This is a genomic window from Mesorhizobium sp. WSM4821 (assembly GCF_055901555.1).
Window position 1 is genome coordinate 2,455,916 of record NZ_CM148371.1, and the last position, 19,963, is coordinate 2,475,878.

The window sequence follows — 19,963 nt, forward strand, 5'->3', positions numbered from 1 at the left end:
CCATGGCAAAGGGGAATCACGAGACAATACGCGGCAGGCCGCATAACCTGCTGGAGCATTACCAGCCGATCGATGGCGTCGTCGACGAGATGGTCGATGCATCGGGCAATCCCCGCCCGGTCTGGACGAACTTCATCGAGGCGCTGGAGGACCTGGGGCCAGAAAAGCTCGCCCAGCGCTTCGCCCGCGCCGACCAGTATCTGCGTGACGCCGGCGTCTACTACCGTGTCTACGACAACGCCGGGGCCAATGAGCGCGAATGGCCGCTGGCGCATGTTCCCCTGCTGATCGAGGAGCAGGAATGGGCCGACATCAGCGCCGGTCTGGTCCAGCGGGCCGAGCTGTTCGAGGAAACGATCGCCGATATCTACGGGCCGAACCGGCTGGTCGAGAAGGGCATCCTGCCGGCGGGGCTGATCGCGGCCAGCCCGGAATATTTGCGGCCTGTCGTTGGCATCAGACCGGCCAGCGGCCATTTCCTGCACTTCTGCGCCTTCGAGCTCGGCCGTGGACCGGACGGCCGCTGGTGGGTGCTGGGCGACCGCACGCAGGCGCCGTCAGGTGCCGGCTTCGCGCTGGAAAACCGCGTCGCCACCACGCGTGCGTTGTCCGACATCTATGGCGAGATGCATGTGCACCGCCTTGCCGGCTTCTTCCGTCGCTTTCGCGACGCGCTGAACGGCATGGCCAAGGGATCAGGCGGCCGGGTCGCCATCCTGACGCCGGGGCCGCTCAACGAAACCTATTACGAACATGCCTACATCGCCCGCTATCTCGGCATCATGCTGCTCGAAGGCGAGGACCTGACCGTCTCCGGCGGCCGGCTCATGGTGCGAACGGTTTCGGGGCTGATGCCGGTCAGCGTGCTGTGGCGACGGCTCGACGCTGCCTTCGCCGATCCGCTCGAATTGCGGCCGGATTCGCAGATCGGCGCGCCGGGCCTGGTCGAGGCGATTCGCCGGGGCGCCGTTTCGGCCGTCAACGCGTTGGGTTCCGGCCTGATGGAAACGCGGGCGCTGTTCGCCTTCCTGCCGAAGATTTCGCGCGAATTGCGCAACGAGGAGCTTCTGCTGCCGAGCGTCGCGACATGGTGGTGCGGGCGGGACACGGACCGTGACCATGTGCTGGCTAATCTCGATCGGATGGTAGTCGGTCCGGCGCTGTCGACGCGGCTTGCATTCGAGGATGACGATTGCACCAGGCTGGGTTCGGCGCTTGTTGCCGGAGAGCGGGCCGAATTGATAGCGCAGATCGAACGGAACGGCGGCGACTTCGTCGGACAGGAAGCGGTGACGCTTTCGACCACGCCGGTCTATGTCGGCGGCTGGCTGGAGCCGCGGCCGGCAAGCCTGCGCGTCTATCTGGCGCGGACGCCGGAAGGCTGGACGGTGATGCCAGGCGGTTTCGCCCGTGTCGGCTTCTCGCTCGACCCGACCGCCATCGCCATGCAGCGCGGCGGCCAGGCGGCGGATGTGTGGGTGGTCAGCAACAGACCGGTGGAGCGCGAGACGCTGCTGCCGCAGGAGCACGACAGCTTCACCCGCACCTTGCCGGGCAGCCTGCCCAGCCGGGCAGCGGAAAACCTGACATGGCTCGGCCGCTATATCGAGCGGTCGGAAGACACGGTGCGCATCCTGCGCGCCTATCACGTGCGGCTGGCCGAGGCCTCCGAACCGGACATGCCGCTGCTCGCCGATATCAGAGACCATCTCGAACCGTTCGGCATCGACGTCGCGACGGCAATCCCGCCGGGGCTGATCGGCACGCTGGACAGCGCCGTCTACAGTGCCGGGCAGATCCGCGACCGCTTCTCGCCCGATGGCTGGCTGGCGCTGAAGGATCTGTCGAAGACCATTCATCAATTCGCGACGACGGTGGGGCCGGGCGACGATGCGACCCGGGCGATGACGGTCATGCTGCGCAAGCTCGCCGGGTTTTCCGGCCTGCTGCATGAGAATATGTACCGCTTCACCGGCTGGCGCTTCCTGGAGATCGGCCGACGGCTGGAACGCGGCATCCAGATCGCCCGCACGCTCGCCCGGTTGACCAGGGCTGCGGCGCCGGACGGCGCGCTCGACATGATGCTGGAGATCGGCGACAGCGTCATGACCCATCGGCGGCAGTATCCGGTGCAGGCCGGCCGGCGCACGGTGATCGACCTCCTGGTGCTCGATCCGCTCAACCCGCGCTCCATCCTGTTCCAGCTCGAGCGGCTGAAGGCCGAAATCGCGCTGCTGCCCTCTGTCGGCGGCGAGGGGCATATGTCGCCGGCGGCGAAGGAGATCCTGCAGCTCAACACGGCAATCGCCGTCATGGAGCCCTCGGATATGACGGCGAAGGCCCTGGACGATCTCGCCAATGAGATCGGCGGCCTCTACAACAGCCTCGCCAAGGCCTATTTCGGCTAAGGACGGGTTCGGATAAAGGCGGGCATGCTCTACGACATCAGGCTCAATCTGCGCTACGATTATGATGCTGCAGCCGGCGGCGGCCGCCATCAGGTGCGCGTGCTGCCGCCGACGATATCAGGCGAGCAGCGCGTGATCGCCGCTTCGCTGTCCTTCGCGCCGGCGCCGAGCGAACGCTCGGATTTTTCCGATTTCTTCGGCAACAACGTCACATCGATCGCCTTTCGCGACGTCCACGATGCGCTCGACATCAGGATGAGCGCGCGCGTCGCGGTCTCGCGGCCGGAACCCGGGCTTGACGTTTCGCCCGACATTCGCCGGCTGCGGGAGGAACTCGACGCGGTGCGGTCGCTTGCGCCTGATACACCGCATCACTTTCTGGCAGCCAGCGACCATGCAGGCGTCGATCCGGCGATCACGGCTTACGCGCAGGGCAGCGCCGGCAGTTCCGTCGCCGGCATCGCCATGGACCTGTGCAACCGCATTCATCGCGATTTCACCTATGACGGCAAGGCGACCACCGTTCGGACCCGGGCCAGCGACGCTTTCAGCCTGAAGCGGGGCGTCTGCCAGGATTTTTCACACATCATGATCGCCGGCCTGCGCGGCATGGGTGTCCCCGCCGGCTATGTCAGCGGGTTCCTGCGCACCATTCCGCCGCGCGGAAAACCGCGACTGGAAGGGGCCGACGCCATGCATGCCTGGGTGAAGGTGTGGTGCGGGCGCGACACCGGATGGCAGGAATTCGACCCGACCAACGGCATGCGGGCAAGCAACGACCACATCACCGTCGGCCACGGCCGCGACTATTCGGATGTAGCGCCGATCGTCGGCGTCCTGAAGACGACCGGAGGGCAGGTCGGCGAGCAAGCGGTCGACGTCATTCCGGTCGTGCTCGAAAAGGCCTGACGACAAGCGCGGGCGCATCGTATGCCCCGAACATCGACGGAAGACTGGTTGCCAAACGCATGCGGCAAGTCTGACATCTTTGTGAAGCCACGGCGGAACCAGCGGCGGGTCCGGCGCTTATCTACGGGAAAATTCCGTGGAGAGGATATGCTGGACAAATCCGGGTCGTCTTCTGGCCGATTGGCTGCCAAGGTTGCACCAAGGAACGGGGCGCCCGAAAATGGGTCGCAGGCCTCTGCCGATCGCGCTTCGCTTTCCTACATCACCGACGCCGAGCCGGGTATCCGCCGTTTTCGGGCCGGCAAGGGATTTTCATACAAAGGCGCTGACGGGCAGGGCGTCGACAGGCGCACCATGGCCCGCATCAAGGCGCTCGCCATTCCACCGGCGTGGACGGATGTGTGGATCTCGCCGGATGCCGACGGTCACATCCAGGCGACGGGCCGGGATCAGCGTGGGCGCAAGCAGTATCGCTACCATGCGCTATGGGCGGAGGAGCGCGACGGCGTCAAATATTCGAGCCTGGTCGCCTTTGCAGAAAGCCTGCCTGAGCTGCGAAGCCAGATCGATGCCGACCTGCGCCGTCACGGCCTGCCGCTGGAACGGGTTGTCGCCGCCGTGGTCTGGCTGCTCGACAACACGATGATCCGCGTTGGCAATGCCGCCTACGCTCGCGACAACAACAGCTTTGGGCTGACCACGCTGCGCGACCGCCATGTCGACATCAATGGCTCGAGCCTGCGTTTCGCCTTCAAAGGCAAGTCCGGCAAGGAATGGAAGCTGAAGCTCGTCGATCGCCGGATCGCCAGGATCGTGCGCGGGGCGCAGGATCTGCCGGGCCAGAAGCTGTTCCAGTACCTCGACGAGGACGGAAGCAGGCGACCGATCCGCTCCGACGACGTCAACCGCTACATCAGGGAGACGGCAGGGGCCGATTTCAGCTCCAAGCATTTCCGAACCTGGGGCGGCACCATCCATGCCGCGTCGCTGTTTGCGCAGACGGAGCGGCCCGAAAGCCAGGCACTACAGAAGCGGGCGATGAACGGCGTCATCGACAAAGTGGCCGAGCGGCTGGGCAACACACGCGCCATCTGCCGCAAGTGCTACATCCACCCGCAAGTTTTCGATGCCTGGTCCGAGGGACGTCTGCTCGGCGAAATGGCGGATGCGAACAGGCGGAAGCGATCGATACCAGGCCTTGATGACGAAGAAGCCGTCGTCCTGAGATGGCTGAAGGCGCAGGCAGGCTGAATCGAGCGGAGCAGTCACAGGTTTTCATCGTCCTTGCGGGACGCAGTTTTTTATCGACGCACTGTCGGGATCGGTTCTACTGTTTCGTCCTTTGACAGAAAAAAGGACGCACCTCATGCTCTACGCTATCCTCTGCTATGCCTCCGAAGACGTCGTCTGCTCGTGGAGCAAGGAACAGGACGACGCCGTCATGGAAAAACTCATCGGCGTGCAGGAGAAATACGCCAGGGCCGGCCGGCTTGGCCCGGTGGCGCGGCTGCTGCCGACGACCGCTGCGACAACGCTGAGAAAGGTCAAGGGCGAAGCGGTCGTCATCGATGGCCCGTTTGCCGAAACCAAGGAACAGTTCCTCGGCTTCTACACGCTCGAATGCACAGATCTCGACGAGGCCGTCGCCTTTGCGCGCGAGCTTTCCGACGTCAACCCGAGCGGCGGCTCGTACGAAATACGGCCTGTTTCGCTCTTCAGCCCCGCCACGGTTTCCGCATGACCGACCTTACCTGGATCAGCACCGCGATCAGCACCGCCCGCCCGCAGGCGATGGGCGCGCTGCTGCGCTACTTCCGCGATCTCGATGCGGCGGAGGAAGCCTTCCAGGACGCTTGCCTGCGCGCTCTGAAGAACTGGCCGACAAACGGCCCGCCGCGCGATCCGGCGGCCTGGCTGATCTTCGTTGGCCGCAACAGCGGCATCGACGCGGTGCGCAAGCGTGCCAAGCAGGCGCCGCTGCCGGAAGAGGACCAGATTTCCGATCTGGAGGATGCCGAGGCCGATATCGTCGAGCGGTTGGACGGCGCTCATTACCGCGACGACATATTGCGGTTGCTGTTCATCTGCTGTCATCCCGACCTGCCGGAGACGCAGCAGGTCGCCGTCGCGTTGCGTATCGTCTCCGGCCTGTCCGTCAAGCAGATCGCGCGCGCCTTTCTCGTCGGTGAAAGCGCCATGGAGCAGCGTATCACACGGGCCAAGGCGCGCATCGCCGATGCCGGCGTGCCGTTCGAGACGCCCGGTGCGGTCGAACGGTCCGAACGGCTCGCCGCGGTCGCCGCCATGGTCTACCTGATCTTCAACGAAGGCTATTCGACCAATAGCGGCGAAGCGCCGGCCCGTGCGCCGCTCTGCGAAGAGGCGATCCGGTTGGCCAGGCTGCTGCTCAGGCTGTTCCAGACCGAGCCGGAGATCATGGGTCTGACGGCGCTTTTGCTTCTCCAGCATGCGCGTGCGCCGGCACGTTTTGATGAGAACGGCGAGATCGTGCTGCTCGAAGACCAGGACCGCAGCCTGTGGAGCCGCAAGATGATCGACGAGGGGCTGGCGCTGGTCGACAAGGCGCTGCGCCACCGGAAGCCCGGTCCCTACCAGGTGCAAGCAGCGATCGCCGCCCTGCATGCGCGGGCGGAAAAGCCCGAGGATACGGACTGGAACGAGATCGACCTGCTTTACGGCCTGCTCGAGCAGATGCAGCCGTCGCCGGTGGTGACGCTCAATCGCGCCGTCGCGGTCGCCAAGGTGCGCGGGCCGGAAGCGGCACTTGCCATGATCGAGCCGCTGGAGCAAAGGCTCTCCGGCTATTTCCACTTCTTCGGCCTCAAGGGCGGGCTGCTGATGCAGCTCGGTCGTGGCGAGGAGGCGCGCACCGCTTTCGACCGAGCCATCGCACTTGCCAACACGGCAGCCGAGGCCGCCCATATCCGCATGCATATCGACCGTCTGATGAATGAAGGCGCCGCGCGGAGCGCTGCAAAGACGACACGCTGATCCGGTTCATTCGGCTGGTTCAATCGTCTGCGCAGAGCTTAGACCATGCCGGGGTGGCGATTTTTCCCTGAAACGAGTAATGCCACGCCATGACCGCGCCTGATGTGCCGATCGGCGTGGAGGCGACATGGTGCAAGGCTTGACCGACGCCACATGCGCGACGGGACCGGAAAGGGATAGACCATGACGATTGCAAAGGAAACTGCCGGGCTGCTGGCGAAACTGGGCGTTGCCGAGCACGTGCTTTCGGGCGGCGATCTTATCGTGCGCAGCCCGGTCACGGGCGAGCAGATTGCCGCGCTGAGGACGATCTCGCCGACCGATGCGGCAAAGACTATCGATGATGCCCATAAAGCCTTCCAGGCGTGGCGGCTGGTGCCGGGGCCGAAGCGCGGCGAGCTGGTGCGGCTGCTTGGCGAGGAACTGCGCGCGCACAAAGCCGAGCTTGGCCGGCTGGTGTCGATCGAGGTCGGCAAGATCCCGTCCGAAGGCCTCGGCGAAGTGCAGGAGATGATCGACATCTGCGATTTCGCCGTCGGCCTTTCCCGCCAGCTCTATGGCCTGACCATCGCCACCGAGCGGCCCGGCCATCGCATGATGGAGACCTGGCACCCGCTGGGTGTCGTCGGCGTCATCTCCGCCTTCAATTTCCCGGTCGCGGTGTGGTCGTGGAACGCCGCACTTGCGCTGGTCTGCGGCGACGCGGTGGTTTGGAAGCCGTCGGAAAAGACGCCGCTTACGGCGCTTGCCTGCGAAGCGATCTTCAAGCGCGCGGCAAAGCGTTTCGGCGATGCGCCCGAAGGGCTGGCGACGGTGCTGATCGGCGACCGCGCCGTCGGCGAGATCCTGGTCGACCATCCAAAGGTGCCGCTGGTCTCGGCCACCGGCTCGACCCGCATGGGCAGGGACGTCGGTCCGCGGCTGGCGAAGCGCTTTGCGCGCGCGGTGCTGGAGCTCGGCGGCAACAATGCCGGCATCGTCTGCCCGACGGCCGATCTCGACATGGCCTTGCGCGCCATCGCTTTCGGCGCCATGGGCACGGCCGGCCAGCGCTGCACGACTCTGCGGCGCCTGTTCGTGCACGACAGCGTCTATGACGCCTTGGTGCCGCGCCTGAAGAAGGCCTATGAGAGTGTTTCGGTCGGCAATCCGCTGGAGACATCAGCGCTGGTCGGTCCGCTGATCGACAAGGCTGCCTTCGACAACATGCAGAAGGCTTTGCAGGAGGCCACAGCTCATGGCGGCAAGGTGACCGGCGGCACGAGGGTCGAGAACGGCCATCCCGACGCCTATTATGTGCATCCTGCACTGGTCGAAATGCAAAGCCAAGTCTCGCCGGTGACCGAAGAGACCTTCGCGCCGATCCTCTACGTGATGAAATACTCGGATTTCGACGCCGTGCTCGACGAGCACAATGCGGTCGGCGCCGGCCTGTCGTCGTCGATCTTCACCCGCGACCTGCAGGAATCCGAGCGCTTTCTTGGCGTCGACGGTTCGGACTGCGGCATCGCCAACGTCAACATAGGTACATCGGGCGCCGAGATCGGTGGCGCCTTCGGTGGCGAGAAAGAGACCGGAGGCGGCCGTGAATCCGGCTCGGACGCCTGGAAGGCCTATATGCGACGTGCCACCAACACGGTGAACTATTCCAAGGCGCTGCCACTGGCGCAGGGCGTCTCGTTCGACATCGACTGAGGACGCCAGGGCTCTGTTGTGGCGGCCGCAACGGTCGCCACGACAGGATCAAGGCCCGCCGTCCCGATCTCCGTTCAATGTCGACAAATACACGGCGCCCTTCACGCTTTCGGAGTAAAAACGGGCGAGGAGTGTTCCTCGGGACACTCCTCGCCTCGCCCGTTTAACAGGGCGATTTCCGGGTCATCAGAACCTGGAGCGTCTTCATCCAGCGCAATCCCTCGTCGGTGCCGGCGCGCGGCCTGTATTCGCAGCCTACCCAGCCGGCATAGCCGAGCCGGTAGAGCGCGGCGAATATGACGCCATAGGCGATCTCGCCTTCGTCCGGCTCGGCGCGGCTTGGAACGGCGGCGATCTGCACATGGCCGATCATCGGCAAATATCGCTCGAGGCGTTTGAGGATGTCGCCTTCGCTGACGCCGACATGATAGACGTCGAACATGATCCGGATGTTGGGCGCGCCGACGCGTTCGATCAACGCCGCCGCCTCGGCGATCGTCGAATAGAAATATCCCGGTTTGTCGCGCTGGTTGACCGGCTCCAGAAGCAGTATCAGATCCGGGACGGCAGCTGCCGCGAAGGCGAGATTGCGCGCGAAGACTTCCGTGGCTTCCGGCTGGCTTCAGGCTCGACGACGCCGGCCATGACATGGACCGACGAAGCGCCGCTCCGGCGCGCATAGTCCGCAGCCTGGTGGAAGCTTTGGCGAAATCTGACTGCCGACCCGGCAGCGCACCGAGGCCGAAATCGCCCCTGGCGGCATCGCCGACAGGTGTGTTGATGCCGAGCAATTCCATACCGTGCTTTTCACAAGCCTGCTTCACAAGCCCGGCCGGGACGTCATAGGACCAATGCAGTTCGACCGCCCTGAAACCCGCCGCTGCGGCTGCGGCGATGCGGTCCAGCAAGGGAAGGTCGGTCCACAGGAAACCGAGGTTCGCGGAAAATCTCGGCATGGTCACTTCAGCTTGAAATGCTGGTTGAGCTCGGCGATGGCGCCGGCGTCGAGATGGCGGACGCTCATGCCTCGCAAGATGATGGCAAGCTTTGCCGCTTCCTCGAGCTCCTCGATGGCGAAGACCGCCGCATCGAGCGAGGCGCCGGCCACCACAGGCCCATGGTTCTGCAGGAGGACTGCGGGATGGCGCGCCGCGAGCGCGTCGATCAGCGGCTTGACCGCCTCGGAACCGGGGCGAGTGTAGGGCACCACCGGCACCTGTCCGACGCGCATCACGACATAGGGAGTGATCGGCGCAATGGCGTCGGCCGGATCGACGTCTAAGAGGCAGGATAGCGCGGTCGCATAGGTCGAATGAAGATGAACCACGGCGCGCGCCGTGGGCCGCTGGTCGTAAAAGCCGAAATGCAGCGGCAATTCCTTGGTCGGCGCATCGCCCGAGACATGCTTGCCCGAGGCGTCGAGTTTCGACAGCCTGTCCGCGTCGAGGAAACCGAGACAGGAATTGGTCGGCGTGAACAGAAACCCGTCGTCTAATCTCGCCGACATGTTGCCCGACGAGCCGGCGGTGAGGCCGCGCTCGAACAGCGATTTGCCCCATTTGACCAGATTGTCGCGGACTGCCTGTTCGCTCATGGCGTACCGATCCTTTGTACCGCTTTCTCGAAGAAATCATTGGCGCCGAAATTGCCGCTCTTGAGCGCGAGGCCAAGCGGGTCGCCGCGATCTGCCAGCAACGCCGGTACGCCCGGGTCGATCTCTTCGCCAATATGCAGGCTGCTGACACCGAGCGCCTCGACCACGGCGCCGGATGTCTCGCCGCCGCCGACCACCACGCGGCGCACCCCGCCGTCGACGAGCCGGCGCACGAGCGTTGCGAAGAAACGCTCTATGGCCTGCGCCACCTCGGCGCGCCCGTAGCGCGCCTGGGCGCCGGAAACGGCGGCGGCGTCGGCTGTCGAATAGATGATCGGCACCTGCTTTTGCCGCCAGAACCAATCGGCCGCGTAGTCGACGGTCATGGTTTTGTCCATGAGCGCGGCCGGATCGAGAGCGAGGCCGGGATGGGCGGCGAGATAGGCGGCGACCTGCGCCTGCGAAGCCTTCGAACAGGAGCCACACAGCACGACGGCCGGCCCCGCGGCGCCTGTGGTAGCGTGTGCGCTCTGGGAAAGCCGGCCGGCCTTGCGGAAATTCTCCGGTAACCCCATCGCGATGCCGGAGCCGCCGGTCACGAGCCTGTGGCCGGCAAGCGCCAGACCGAGCAGTTGAAGATCGTCCTCCGCAACCGCATCGGCGACGACAAGCCGCCGTCCTTGTGCCCGCTGCTCAGCGAAGGCCTGCCCGAGGGCCGACACACCGCCACGGACCGTATGCAGCGGCACCAACCCCACTTCGCCACGGGTCTGGAGCCGAAGCCAGCGGCGGAGATCGGGGTCGGTCATCGGTGTCAGCGGATGGTTCTCCATGCCGGATTCGTTCAACAGCCGGTCGCCGACGAACAGATGGCCCATGAACAGCCGGCGCCCGGTTGCGGGAAAGGCTGGGCAGACGACCGCCATGTCCGCTCCGAGAAGGTCGAGCAGGGATTCGGCGACCGGACCGATGTTGCCTTTCGGCGTGGAATCGAATGTCGAGCAGTATTTGAAGACGATCTGTTCGCAGCCTTGCCCGAGCAGCCAGCGCGCGGCCTCAAGCGACTGGCGCACTGCCTCCTCGGCGGCGATCGACCGTGTCTTCAAGGCGACAACGCCTGCCTCGCAGCCGGATGGCGCCGGATCGGCTGTGATGCCGACGAATTGCGTCGTCGCCATGCCGCCCTTGGCAAGCGTATTGGCGAGATCGCTCGCACCGGTGAAATCGTCGGCGATGGCTCCCAGAAGCATGGTGGATCCCTAGATCGGGGGTTTGCCGAGTGTAGCCGGCATTCCGGTCGTGGCGACAACAATGACGCTCTTGCTATAGGGAGGCGGCATCATATCACCGACAACTGGACCGTTAAGCAATCCAGTAAAACCGTTCTCATAGGGCTGTCACGCTAAAACTGAACCACGGGCCGTGATGATCGAATCGGTACGTGGCTCTACGGAGCGGCCGATGTGGCCCACCACATGTCGTTGAAACGTCACTTGGGCTGACCCATATAGGCCTTGCGTCGGATGTTTCCTCCCATTGCGTCCGGCGCGTTCCCCTCTGGAGGTTTTGAACCTTCATGCTTGGCCGGACTTTAACAGTCCGGCCTTTTTTCTATTGGCCGTGCGCGGCCTTGAAACGATGACTGCAAGACCGGTGTTCACGAGCAAGCCATGGAACCGCACTTTGGCAAAGCGATGGGCAGCATCCAACCGGCATAACCTGCCCTAAGAGCGAGAAATGTCGGGTCATTTGATTTAGATCAAATGCAGGCGGTCGCGATCATAGGATGCCTTGGGAATCAGCAGCTTATCGAAGAGGTCGCGCCGATGGCGAACATCGTCTCCAAACTTGTCAGGGAGTGCAATTCGACGCGAAGCAAAGGCGTGGACTTCCCCACGATCTGGCAGACCACACTGAAGGGACACTCATACGTCGCAGGCCCGCCGATGCAGGACCGAAATCAGGATGGCCCCATCCTCAAGGTTCCCCTGGTTACGGGACGCTATCTCATATTTGATGCTTCAGGCTTTCGGCTCGACTGAATTCTGGCGCGATTTTTCGCACCTGGCAGGCGACGCGATTCAACGAAAGAGGCATAGCCCAGCACGGTCATAAAAAATGCAAAGACGACCACGACGGCGATAGTGACGAGCAAGCTGTCCGTTGGCACGTTTGTTCTCCCTTCCAAGACCGACTGAGGAGACTGCGCGAATAGCGGAAACGCCTTGATCTGGATCAACCGAAAACAGCGATCGAGTGGCCGGTAAACGCCAGGCGAACAAGATTTTGGCGCCGGATTCCTGTCCAGGGACCGGATTCGCCGGAGCGCCGGTTTGGCGGGAGCATGGCGTGTTGCTTCTTTGGAGGTGCCGGAACTGGTCGATTTGAGCCACATCAAAGCGTCGCGGCCGGTATGCGTCAATCATGCCCTCAGCGTCGCTACCCACCGGTGTCTGGCGATGGTCGTTTCAACCAGGGGTGTCGACCGTGAAATCGCAGGCGTTTCTCCCTCTTGCCACCTATCCCGACAGCAACTCGGATGCGATCGCATCCAACGCGGTGGCCATTGCAGCACATCTGGGCGCCGAACTTCATGCCGAAGTCATCAACGCCCATATTCCGGACGTTTCGAACGTCATGTCGCGGCTACTGCTCAAATTGCCGGAACTCATTCGCGAAGCCGAAGCGGCGAGCCGCCGGCGCGGCGAGCGCCTGCTCGAGAAGATTCGTGAGGAAGCCGCAAGGAGGCCGGTGAGCCTGACGACCGGCGTGTCGTCGGCGACGCTGGCGCTGATTGGCGAAGCCGCAGCAATCGAGGCACGTTATTTCGATATTTCGCTGCTCGGATGGGAGGCTGACAATCCGACATCGCGGGCCACCGCGGAAGCCGTCATCTTCGGATCCGGCCGTCCGGCCATCCTGCTGCCGGAGACCCCGGCCTTCGAGCCGATCGACCATGTTGCGATCGCCTGGGATGGGAGCCGGGTCGCGGCGCGCGCCGTTGCGGACGCCAAGCCATTCCTCGAACAGGCATCCAAGATCACCGTGCTCGCCATCGTCGGCGAGAAGCCCATCATGGGAGGCAATGGCGCCGAGCGCCTGGCGGCCGGGCTTAGGAGGAGTGGGTTGACCGCGGAAGCTGTCTCTATCGACGCTGACGACCGCCCGGTCGGGATCGGCCTGCAGTCGCATGCCATCGAGAGGGGAGCCAATCTGTTGGTGATGGGCGGTTACGGCCACTCTGTCGTTCGCGATTTCGTGCTGGGCGGAGCAACCGAGGACGTGCTCGATGAACTCAGGTTGCCGGTGCTGTTCTCACACTGAACCGCGTGCCCCCGATGTGGAAATTGCCGGCGAACTTTTTGACGTGCTGCCGCCGGCGCCGTTCGTTGCTTGTCCGGATCCAAATTTACAGCGCCTTCACCCTGAGGGCACGGCAAGGCAAAGGTAGCCGCCTTTCTTCGGGGAACCGAATAGGCTGGCGTGGCTTGTGAAACGACGAGAGATGCCTGATTTGAAACAGATGCCCGACTTGAAACAACTGAGGTTGCTTGGCGTCCTGGCGGCGACAGCGCTCGGTCTGTATGTCTGCTATCTGCTGGCGCTGCCGTTTCTACCCGCTTTGACCTGGGCCCTCGTGCTGGCAATCATCCTTTATCCGGCTCATCGGCGGGTCGAGGGGAGGCTCGGAAATCGAACTCTGGCCGCCCTGATATCAGTTGGCCTCGCGGCGATCGCCATCGGCCTGCCGCTGGTATTCGTTGCACAGCAGCTCGTTCGCGAAGCGGTAAACGGAGCGACTTACCTGGAGGGAGTCATCCAGGGTTGGGACGCGGATGGTTTCATGTCGAATTATCCCACCCTTTCGGCCGTTGCCCTGTGGATCGAGGACCAGCTCGATCCGGCCGGTTCGGTCGCCGCACTTGTACAATGGTTGACGGGACAAAGCACATCGCTGTTGCGCGGCTCGATCAATCAGGCCGTGATGTTCGTGCTGACATTCTACCTGCTGTTCTATTTCCTGCGGGACCGCGAACCCGCCCTGCGGGGGATCGAGGGTCTTTCGCCCCTGTGTGCTCCGGAAACGGCATACATGCTGTCCCGCTTTGCAGAGGCGGTGCATGCGATCCTGATGGGAACCGTGCTGGTCGCCGCCGTGCAGGGAACGCTGGGCGGCCTGATGTTCTGGTGGCTCGGCCTGCCCACTCCGGTCTTCTGGGGCCTGGTGATGGGACTTCTGGCCATCGTGCCAGTGCTCGGCGCCTTCGTGATCTGGGTGCCGGCAGCGATCTATCTCGCATTGGAAGGGGCGTGGGTGAGCGCGGCGATACTGACGGTCTGGGGCGGTGTCGTTGTCGCCGGCATCGACAATCTGCTCTATCCGATGCTTGTCGGGAGCCGGCTGCGATTGCACACGTTGGTGGCCTTTATCGGCGCGGTCGGTGGCATCGTCCTCTTCGGAGCATCAGGGCTCGTCCTCGGCCCTGCGGTGATCGCGGTCACCATCAGCCTCATCGATATCCTAAAGAACCGATTGGACGATCAGCCCGAGGCGGCGCGTTCCCCTGTTTGGCGCGCGACTTAGGTCATCTTCGCGAGAATGCGATTGGCGCGGTGACTGTGAAACGGAAATGTCCTCGGGAGCCTCAGAACGCTTTGAAGGTCAGCGTCGTCAGCGAGCGGACGATGCCCGGCACATTGGCAACATTCTCGTTGATGAACTTGCCAATATCGACGCCATCTTCGATATAGACCTTCATCAGCAGGTCATAATCGCCGCTGGTCGAATAGAGTTCCGACGCGACTTCGCGCTCGAACAGTTCGTCGGCAACCTCATAGGTCTTGCCAGGCGAACATTGAAGCTGCACGAAAACCGGTCTCATCGTATTCCTCGCACTGCAGTCCGGCCCTTCGGGCCGCCGCTTCAGCTAATCCCCGACCAGAGTCGGGCGCCGCCCTCAGCCTGTCAACAGCGTTCTCGTCAGGGCGTGGTCAGGATCGGCAAGCCCGTCGATGACGTTGAAATGGTGCCGGTCTGGCTCCTCGACAACTGACGTCCATGCACCAAGGCCGGTCCAAATGTTGGCGAGCAGGCCGTTCTGACGGATGAACTCGGCGCGCTCGCCGGCGCCGACCCAGCAGGCCAAGCGCGCTCCCGCCATGGGCTCAAGCAGCGCCGGGCTTTCCGCCATTGCTTCCTCCCGGTCGATCTTGAGGTCGGCATTGGCAACGATGTTCATCAGCGGTCGCAGATCGTGGAGCCCGGAAATCGACACGGAGGATACAATCCGCCGCTGCACGTCCTGCGAAAGCGGCGCGGACGTCGTAACCATCCGCGAGATGAGATGGCCGCCCGCAGAATGGCCGGCGAGGCGGATCGGCCCACCTATCATTCTCGCGGCAGCCTCGATTGCCGCCGCGACTTCCGTCACTATGCCGGAGATGCGGATATCGGGACAGAGCGTATAGGAGGGCATTGCGACCGCATGGCCGCGTGCGAGGCTGCCGCCCGCCAGATGCGACCAGAGACTTTTGTCGAGACGTACCCAATAGCCACCATGAACGAATACGACGAGCCCTTTCGGCTCGCCTTCAGGCAGGAACAGGTCGAAGCGGTTGCGCGGCCGGTCGCCATAGGAAAGATCGAGCTTCATCCTTCCCTTGGCTGAGAGTTTGTCGCGAAATGCCTTAGCCTGCTCCGCCCACAGGCCGGGCCATCGGTCGCCGCCCGGGATGTTGGGACCGTTGGCATAGGCGTCGTCCCAGTCTTCAACGCGACGATAGATCATTGCCCTCTCCCGGTCGATGTAGGCTTCAATTGCCCGGCAGTGCCAATCTGTCCAGATCCAGGCAATATTTCAACCATGAAATTTCATGCTTGAATAAATCCAGTTCGATGTCATCCTGCCATCAAACCGCACCGCATGGACGAAGGGATTCTGGCGCCGTGCCGGATACGAGAGAAGCCACGATGGCCAGGCTTCACACCACCGACCGGGCGCAGGCGGTGGTCGACAGAGCAGATCGATAGGCGACGCCGTGCGCAAGGAGCACATCGTGGAGAGCTTCGATCGCGAAATCCGCGCCCTGCGAATTTACGAGGGTGCGTCGGAAATCCAGAAGGTGGTGATCGCGCGCCAGACAATGGGAGCATGAAGAACATGAATTGCCGGTTGTCGATTCAGCGCCCCCACATCAGAATGGACTACGCAATCGTGGGAGTGGCGGCATGAAACTCGGACCAACCGCCCATACCGACACCTTCTGTCGTGACCACCTGCCGCCGCAGGACCAGTGGCCGGACCTGCCGCAGGACGGCTTCGACTATCCCGACCACCTGAATTGCGCGGTCGAGTTGACCGACCGCATGGTGGAGAGGGGCTTCGGCGACCACACCGCGCTGATCGGCAATGGCCGCCGACGCACCTACAAGGAGCTGACGGACTGGACCAACCGGCTTGCCCGCACACTGGTGGAAAACTACGGAGTCAGGCCCGGCAATCGCATCCTGATCCGCTCGCCCAACAACCCGGCGATGGTCGCATGCTGGCTGGCCGCAACCAAGGCCGGCGCGGTGGTGGTCAACACCATGCCGATGCTGCGCGCCGGCGAGTTGGCAAAGATCGTCGACAAGGCGGAGATCACGCTTTCGCTTTGCGACACACGCATCAAGGATGAGATCGTCGCCTGCGCAAAGGATAGCCGCTTCCTCAAGCAGGTGGTCGGTTTCGACGGCACCGCCAACCATGACGCCGAACTTGACCGCGTTGCGCTCGACAAGCAGGTCAGGTTCGAGGCGGTAAAGACCGGCCGGGACGATGTCGCGCTGCTTGGCTTCACTTCGGGCACCACCGGCGTGCCAAAGGCGACAATGCATTTCCATCGCGACATCCTGATCATCGCCGACGGCTATGCGAAGGAAATTCTGGGCGTCACGCCGGACGACGTCTTCGTTGGCTCGCCGCCGCTCGCCTTCACCTTCGGGCTCGGCGGGCTCGCGGTCTTCCCGCTGCGCTTCGGCGCCGCGGCGACGCTCCTGGAAAACGCGACGCCACCCAACATGGTCGAGATCATCGAGACGTATCACGCGACGATCTCGTTCACCGCACCGAGCGCCTATCGCGCCATGATGAAGGCAATGGACGAGGGCGCCAATCTCTCCTCGCTGCGCATCGCCGTTTCTGCCGGCGAGACGTTGCCCGCGCCTGTCTACCACGAGTGGACGCAGAAGACCGGCAAGCCGATCCTCGACGGTATCGGCGCCACCGAGATGCTGCACATCTTCATCACCAATGGGCTCGACGATCGCATGCCGGGCGTGACTGGAAGGCCAGTCACCGGCTATGAGGCGAAGATCGTCGACGATCAGATGAACGAAATGCCGCGCGGTACGATCGGTAAGCTCGCCGTACGCGGTCCGACAGGCTGCCGCTACCTCTCCGACGAGCGCCAGCGGGAGTATGTCCGAAACGGCTGGAATCTGACCGGCGACGCCTTCATCCAGGATGAGGACGGGCGCTTCCGCTTCGCCGCCCGCGCCGACGACATGATCCTGTCGTCCGGCTACAATATCGCCGGTCCGGAGGTGGAGGCCGCGCTGCTGGCTCACCACCTTGTGCTCGAATGCGCGGTCATCGGCGCGGCGGACGAGGAACGCGGCCAGATCGTCGAAGCACATGTCGTGCTCGTCGAAGGCGCTTCGGCCGACGCAGAGACGGCGCGGCTCCTGCAGGAGCACGTCAAGGCGGTTATCGCGCCATACAAATATCCGCGCTCGGTCAAGTTCGTCACCACACTGCCGAAGACGCAGACGGGAAAGATCCAGCGCTTTCGCCTGCGCGACGAGCAAGGCTGATGGCAAGAATTGCGCAGGGCGACGCGGCATCGATCATGTCATCGACGTCGGCACAGCGAGGCTCACACCCCCAGCGAATACTGGAAGTGGAGCTTTTTTCCCGGGCCCTGGACAGCGAGGACGGAGTTCTGAACCATCGGTCGCCCGAGGCCCAACAACAAAAACATTTCGTCCGGGCTGGCAAAGTCACGGGGATTCTTTCATCGTGAGGACCCCAGAGGGTGCAGACAGCGATAGAGATAACAACGGGAGTAACACTATGAAGAAACTGATTGCAGCAAGCCTCGTGGTGCTTTCGCTGGGCGTATCCGGTCTCGCGTCGGCTGAGCCGATCAAGGTCGGCATGATCACGACGCTTTCGGGCGGCGGCGCGGGCCTTGGCATCGATGTGCGCGACGGCTTCATGCTGGCGCTAAAAAAGGCCGGCAACAGCGAGGTCGAGGTCGTGATCGAGGATGACGGCCAGAAGCCGGAACTCGCGGTGCAGATCGCCGACAAGATGATCCAGTCCGACCAGGTCGACATCCTGACCGGAATCATCTGGTCGAATCTAGCCATGGCCGTTGTTCCGAGCGCGGTTGCGCAGGGCAAATTCTACCTGTCGCCAAACGCCGGTCCCTCGGCGCTGGCCGGCGCGCAGTGCCACGAGAATTACTTCAACGTCGCCTGGCAAAACGACAACCTGCACGAGGCCATGGGCCAGTACGCCAACCAGGATTACAAGAAGACTTTCATCATGGCGCCGAACTATCCCGCCGGGACAGACGCCCTGACCGGCTTCAAGCGCTTCTACAAGGGCGAGCTTGCCGGCGAAATCTACACCCAGGTCGGCCAGACCGACTATGCCGCCGAAATCGCACAGATCAGAGCCTCCGGCGCCGATTCCGTGTTCTTCTTCCTGCCGGGCGGCATGGGCATCGCCTTCATGAAGCAGTATGCCCAGTCCGACGTCGGCATCCCGATCATGGGTCCCGGCTTCTCGCTCAGCCAGGACATCCTCGCCGCGGTCGGTGACGCCGCCCTGGGTGTCAAAAACTCCTCGCAGTGGAACAAGGACATCGACAATGAGGCCAACAAAACCTTTGTCGCGGCCTTTCAGGCCGAATACGGGCGTCTGCCCTCGCTCTACGCCAGCCAGGGCTATGACACCGCGAACCTGATCCTCTCTGCCGCGACCAAGGCGAGCGTCAAGGATGCCGACGCGTTTCGCGCCGCTCTGAAGGAAGCCGATTTCGATTCCGTGCGCGGGGACTTCGAGTTCGGCAACAACAACCATCCGATCCAGACCATCTATGTGCGCGAGGTGATCAAGGAGAGCGGCGGCCTCACCAATAAGATTATCGGCACCGCCTTCGAGAAGCACCAGGACGCCTACGCCGCCGACTGCGCGATGAAATGATCATGCCGTCTCCCCGCTTGCGGGGAGACGGTACCGGCAGGGGACGATGAGTCGTATCTCCTGCCGGTTTCCCTGAGGCCTCCGACCCTCGCCCCCTGCCGCACGGCAACGACTTGGTCTGCCCGTGTTGCGGCCCAATTTGACCAGAAGAGCCTGAACTGACCTTGCAAACCGCTCTTTTCATCGAACAGGTCCTCAACGGGCTGCAGCTCGGCGTGATGTTGTTCCTCATGGCCGCAGGCCTTACTCTCATCTTCGGCGTCATGGGGCTGATCAACCTTGCCCATGGATCGCTCTACATGGTCGGCGCCTTCGCGTGCGCCACAGTCGCGGCCGCCACCGGCTCGTTCTGGCTCGGGCTCGCCGCCAGCCTCGCGGCGGCGGCTGCCGCCGGCGCGATCATCGAGATCCTTGTCATTCGCCGCCTCTACGAGCGCGACCATCTCGACCAGGTGCTGGCGACCTTCGCATTGATCCTGATCTTTTCCGAAGGCACGCGCTGGCTGTTCGGCTCTTTTCCGCTCTACCTCGACATTCCGCAACTGCTGCAGGGCACCGTGCCAATCCCCGGCGGTTCGCGGTATCAGCTCTACCGCCTGGCGATCATCGGCGTCGGCGGCTCGGTGGCGATTGGGCTTTTCCTGCTGATCTCCAAGACGCGGCTCGGCATGCGAATCCGCGCCGGCGAATCTGATCGCGAAATGATCGGCGCGCTCGGCGTCGACATCCGCACCCTCTATACCGTCGTCTTTGCGCTCGGAGCGGGGCTGGCCGGGCTCGCCGGCGCGCTGGTCGGCGCGCTGCAATCGGTGCAGGTCGGCATGGGCGAGCCGGTGCTCATCCTTGCCTTTGTCGTCATAGTGATCGGCGGCATCGGCTCGATCAAGGGCGCGCTCGTCGGCGCACTCCTCGTCGGCCTGGTCGACACGATGGGGCGCTTCCTGCTGCCACAACTCTTCGGCCTCCTTATGAACCCATCGCAGGCCGGCCTCGTCGGCGGCGCGTTGGCCTCGATGCTGATCTACATCGTCATGGCGGCCATACTCGCGGTGCGGCCACAGGGCCTGTTCGCGGCGAGGGGATGAACCGAT

General features: G+C 63.5%; 17 protein-coding genes and 1 pseudogene. 12 read left to right on the forward strand and 6 right to left on the reverse strand.

The features are described 5' to 3' along the window. Window positions 1–2 precede the first annotated feature (2 nt). The 6 genes from AC0NID_RS11785 (at window position 3) to amaB (ending at window position 8,024) form a co-directional block, all read left to right on the forward strand. Window positions 3–2,408, forward strand: a complete 2,406-nt coding sequence (locus tag AC0NID_RS11785; RefSeq protein WP_473454724.1) for a circularly permuted type 2 ATP-grasp protein — start codon at window positions 3–5, stop codon at window positions 2,406–2,408. Between the two features lie 24 nt (window positions 2,409–2,432). Further along, on the forward strand, window positions 2,433–3,317 hold the full coding sequence (locus tag AC0NID_RS11790; RefSeq protein WP_473454723.1) for a transglutaminase family protein: 885 nt from the start codon (window positions 2,433–2,435) through the stop codon (window positions 3,315–3,317). Between the two features lie 147 nt (window positions 3,318–3,464). After that, window positions 3,465–4,568, forward strand: a complete 1,104-nt coding sequence (locus AC0NID_RS11795; protein WP_473454722.1) for a DNA topoisomerase IB — start codon at window positions 3,465–3,467, stop codon at window positions 4,566–4,568. A gap of 115 nt (window positions 4,569–4,683) precedes the next feature. Beyond that, on the forward strand, window positions 4,684–5,058 hold the full coding sequence (locus AC0NID_RS11800; RefSeq protein ID WP_473454721.1) for a YciI family protein: 375 nt from the start codon (window positions 4,684–4,686) through the stop codon (window positions 5,056–5,058). After that, window positions 5,055–6,329: an RNA polymerase sigma factor gene (locus AC0NID_RS11805; protein ID WP_473454720.1), complete on the forward strand. Its 1,275-nt coding sequence runs from the start codon at window positions 5,055–5,057 to the stop codon at window positions 6,327–6,329. The genes AC0NID_RS11800 and AC0NID_RS11805 overlap by 4 nt, the downstream gene beginning before the upstream one ends. A 183-nt stretch (window positions 6,330–6,512) precedes the next feature. Beyond that, on the forward strand, window positions 6,513–8,024 hold the full coding sequence (amaB, locus tag AC0NID_RS11810) for an L-piperidine-6-carboxylate dehydrogenase (protein WP_473454719.1): 1,512 nt from the start codon (window positions 6,513–6,515) through the stop codon (window positions 8,022–8,024). Between the two features lie 163 nt (window positions 8,025–8,187). Here the strand turns inward: amaB and AC0NID_RS11815 are convergent, their stop codons facing one another. From AC0NID_RS11815 to AC0NID_RS11830, 4 genes are all read right to left on the reverse strand, one after another. Further along, window positions 8,188–8,580: a TIM barrel protein gene (locus AC0NID_RS11815; protein WP_473454849.1), complete on the reverse strand. Its 393-nt coding sequence runs from the start codon at window positions 8,578–8,580 to the stop codon at window positions 8,188–8,190. 402 nt (window positions 8,581–8,982) lie between these two features. After that, the gene (gene otnC / locus AC0NID_RS11820) at window positions 8,983–9,618 is read right to left on the reverse strand and encodes a 3-oxo-tetronate 4-phosphate decarboxylase (RefSeq protein WP_473454718.1); all 636 of its coding nucleotides are present in this window, start codon (window positions 9,616–9,618) and stop codon (window positions 8,983–8,985) included. Then, window positions 9,615–10,868: a 3-oxo-tetronate kinase gene (gene otnK / locus AC0NID_RS11825; protein WP_473454717.1), complete on the reverse strand. Its 1,254-nt coding sequence runs from the start codon at window positions 10,866–10,868 to the stop codon at window positions 9,615–9,617. Before otnK ends, otnC begins: the two co-directional genes overlap by 4 nt. Before the next feature lie 752 nt (window positions 10,869–11,620). After that, a complete protein-coding gene (locus tag AC0NID_RS11830) occupies window positions 11,621–12,040 on the reverse strand; it encodes a hypothetical protein (protein WP_473454716.1) in 420 nt (139 codons plus the stop codon). Window positions 12,041–12,105: 65 nt separating this feature from the next. Between AC0NID_RS11830 and AC0NID_RS11835 the strand changes: the two genes are divergently transcribed. Next, the gene (locus AC0NID_RS11835; RefSeq protein ID WP_473454715.1) at window positions 12,106–12,942 is read left to right on the forward strand and encodes a universal stress protein; all 837 of its coding nucleotides are present in this window, start codon (window positions 12,106–12,108) and stop codon (window positions 12,940–12,942) included. A 181-nt stretch (window positions 12,943–13,123) separates the two neighbouring features. After that, window positions 13,124–14,203 carry an AI-2E family transporter gene (locus AC0NID_RS11840; RefSeq protein ID WP_473454714.1) on the forward strand — a complete coding sequence of 360 codons (1,080 nt, stop codon included), beginning with the start codon at window positions 13,124–13,126 and terminating at the stop codon, window positions 14,201–14,203. A 61-nt stretch (window positions 14,204–14,264) separates the two neighbouring features. Here AC0NID_RS11840 and AC0NID_RS11845 read toward each other — a convergent pair whose 3' ends face one another. Continuing rightward, the gene (locus AC0NID_RS11845) at window positions 14,265–14,501 is read right to left on the reverse strand and encodes an Lrp/AsnC ligand binding domain-containing protein (RefSeq protein ID WP_145716754.1); all 237 of its coding nucleotides are present in this window, start codon (window positions 14,499–14,501) and stop codon (window positions 14,265–14,267) included. Window positions 14,502–14,576: 75 nt separating this feature from the next. Beyond that, window positions 14,577–15,407, reverse strand: coding sequence for an alpha/beta hydrolase (locus tag AC0NID_RS11850; protein ID WP_473454713.1), 831 nt, complete (start codon window positions 15,405–15,407; stop codon window positions 14,577–14,579). 127 nt (window positions 15,408–15,534) lie between these two features. On the opposite strand from AC0NID_RS11850, the pseudogene AC0NID_RS11855 reads away from it, so the two are divergent. From AC0NID_RS11855 to AC0NID_RS11870, 4 genes and pseudogenes are all read left to right on the forward strand, one after another. Beyond that, window positions 15,535–15,774 (forward strand): annotated as a pseudogene (locus tag AC0NID_RS11855) (acyl-CoA dehydrogenase family protein); the annotation flags it as partial. 73 nt (window positions 15,775–15,847) lie between these two features. Next, window positions 15,848–17,473, forward strand: coding sequence for an AMP-binding protein (locus AC0NID_RS11860; protein ID WP_473454712.1), 1,626 nt, complete (start codon window positions 15,848–15,850; stop codon window positions 17,471–17,473). A gap of 259 nt (window positions 17,474–17,732) precedes the next feature. Next, entirely contained in the window at window positions 17,733–18,872 is a 1,140-nt protein-coding gene (locus AC0NID_RS11865; protein WP_473454711.1) for an ABC transporter substrate-binding protein, read from the forward strand. Between the two features lie 164 nt (window positions 18,873–19,036). Next, window positions 19,037–19,957, forward strand: a complete 921-nt coding sequence (locus AC0NID_RS11870; RefSeq protein ID WP_473454710.1) for a branched-chain amino acid ABC transporter permease — start codon at window positions 19,037–19,039, stop codon at window positions 19,955–19,957. The last annotated feature ends 6 nt before the right edge of the window (window positions 19,958–19,963 follow it).

Bases quoted from the DNA above. Each gene is read 5' to 3' on its own strand.
- AC0NID_RS11785 (WP_473454724.1), top strand. From the start codon at position 3: ATGGCAAAGGGGAATCACGAGACAATACGCGGCAGGCCGCATAACCTG.
- AC0NID_RS11790 (WP_473454723.1), top strand. From the start codon at position 2,433: ATGCTCTACGACATCAGGCTCAATCTGCGCTACGATTATGATGCTGCA.
- AC0NID_RS11795 (WP_473454722.1), top strand. From the start codon at position 3,465: ATGCTGGACAAATCCGGGTCGTCTTCTGGCCGATTGGCTGCCAAGGTT.
- AC0NID_RS11800 (WP_473454721.1), top strand. From the start codon at position 4,684: ATGCTCTACGCTATCCTCTGCTATGCCTCCGAAGACGTCGTCTGCTCG.
- AC0NID_RS11805 (WP_473454720.1), top strand. From the start codon at position 5,055: ATGACCGACCTTACCTGGATCAGCACCGCGATCAGCACCGCCCGCCCG.
- amaB (WP_473454719.1), top strand. From the start codon at position 6,513: ATGACGATTGCAAAGGAAACTGCCGGGCTGCTGGCGAAACTGGGCGTT.
- otnC (WP_473454718.1), bottom strand. From the start codon at position 9,618: ATGAGCGAACAGGCAGTCCGCGACAATCTGGTCAAATGGGGCAAATCG.
- otnK (WP_473454717.1), bottom strand. From the start codon at position 10,868: ATGCTTCTGGGAGCCATCGCCGACGATTTCACCGGTGCGAGCGATCTC.
- AC0NID_RS11840 (WP_473454714.1), top strand. From the start codon at position 13,124: ATGCCTGATTTGAAACAGATGCCCGACTTGAAACAACTGAGGTTGCTT.
- AC0NID_RS11845 (WP_145716754.1), bottom strand. From the start codon at position 14,501: ATGAGACCGGTTTTCGTGCAGCTTCAATGTTCGCCTGGCAAGACCTAT.
- AC0NID_RS11850 (WP_473454713.1), bottom strand. From the start codon at position 15,407: ATGATCTATCGTCGCGTTGAAGACTGGGACGACGCCTATGCCAACGGT.
- AC0NID_RS11860 (WP_473454712.1), top strand. From the start codon at position 15,848: ATGAAACTCGGACCAACCGCCCATACCGACACCTTCTGTCGTGACCAC.
- AC0NID_RS11865 (WP_473454711.1), top strand. From the start codon at position 17,733: ATGAAGAAACTGATTGCAGCAAGCCTCGTGGTGCTTTCGCTGGGCGTA.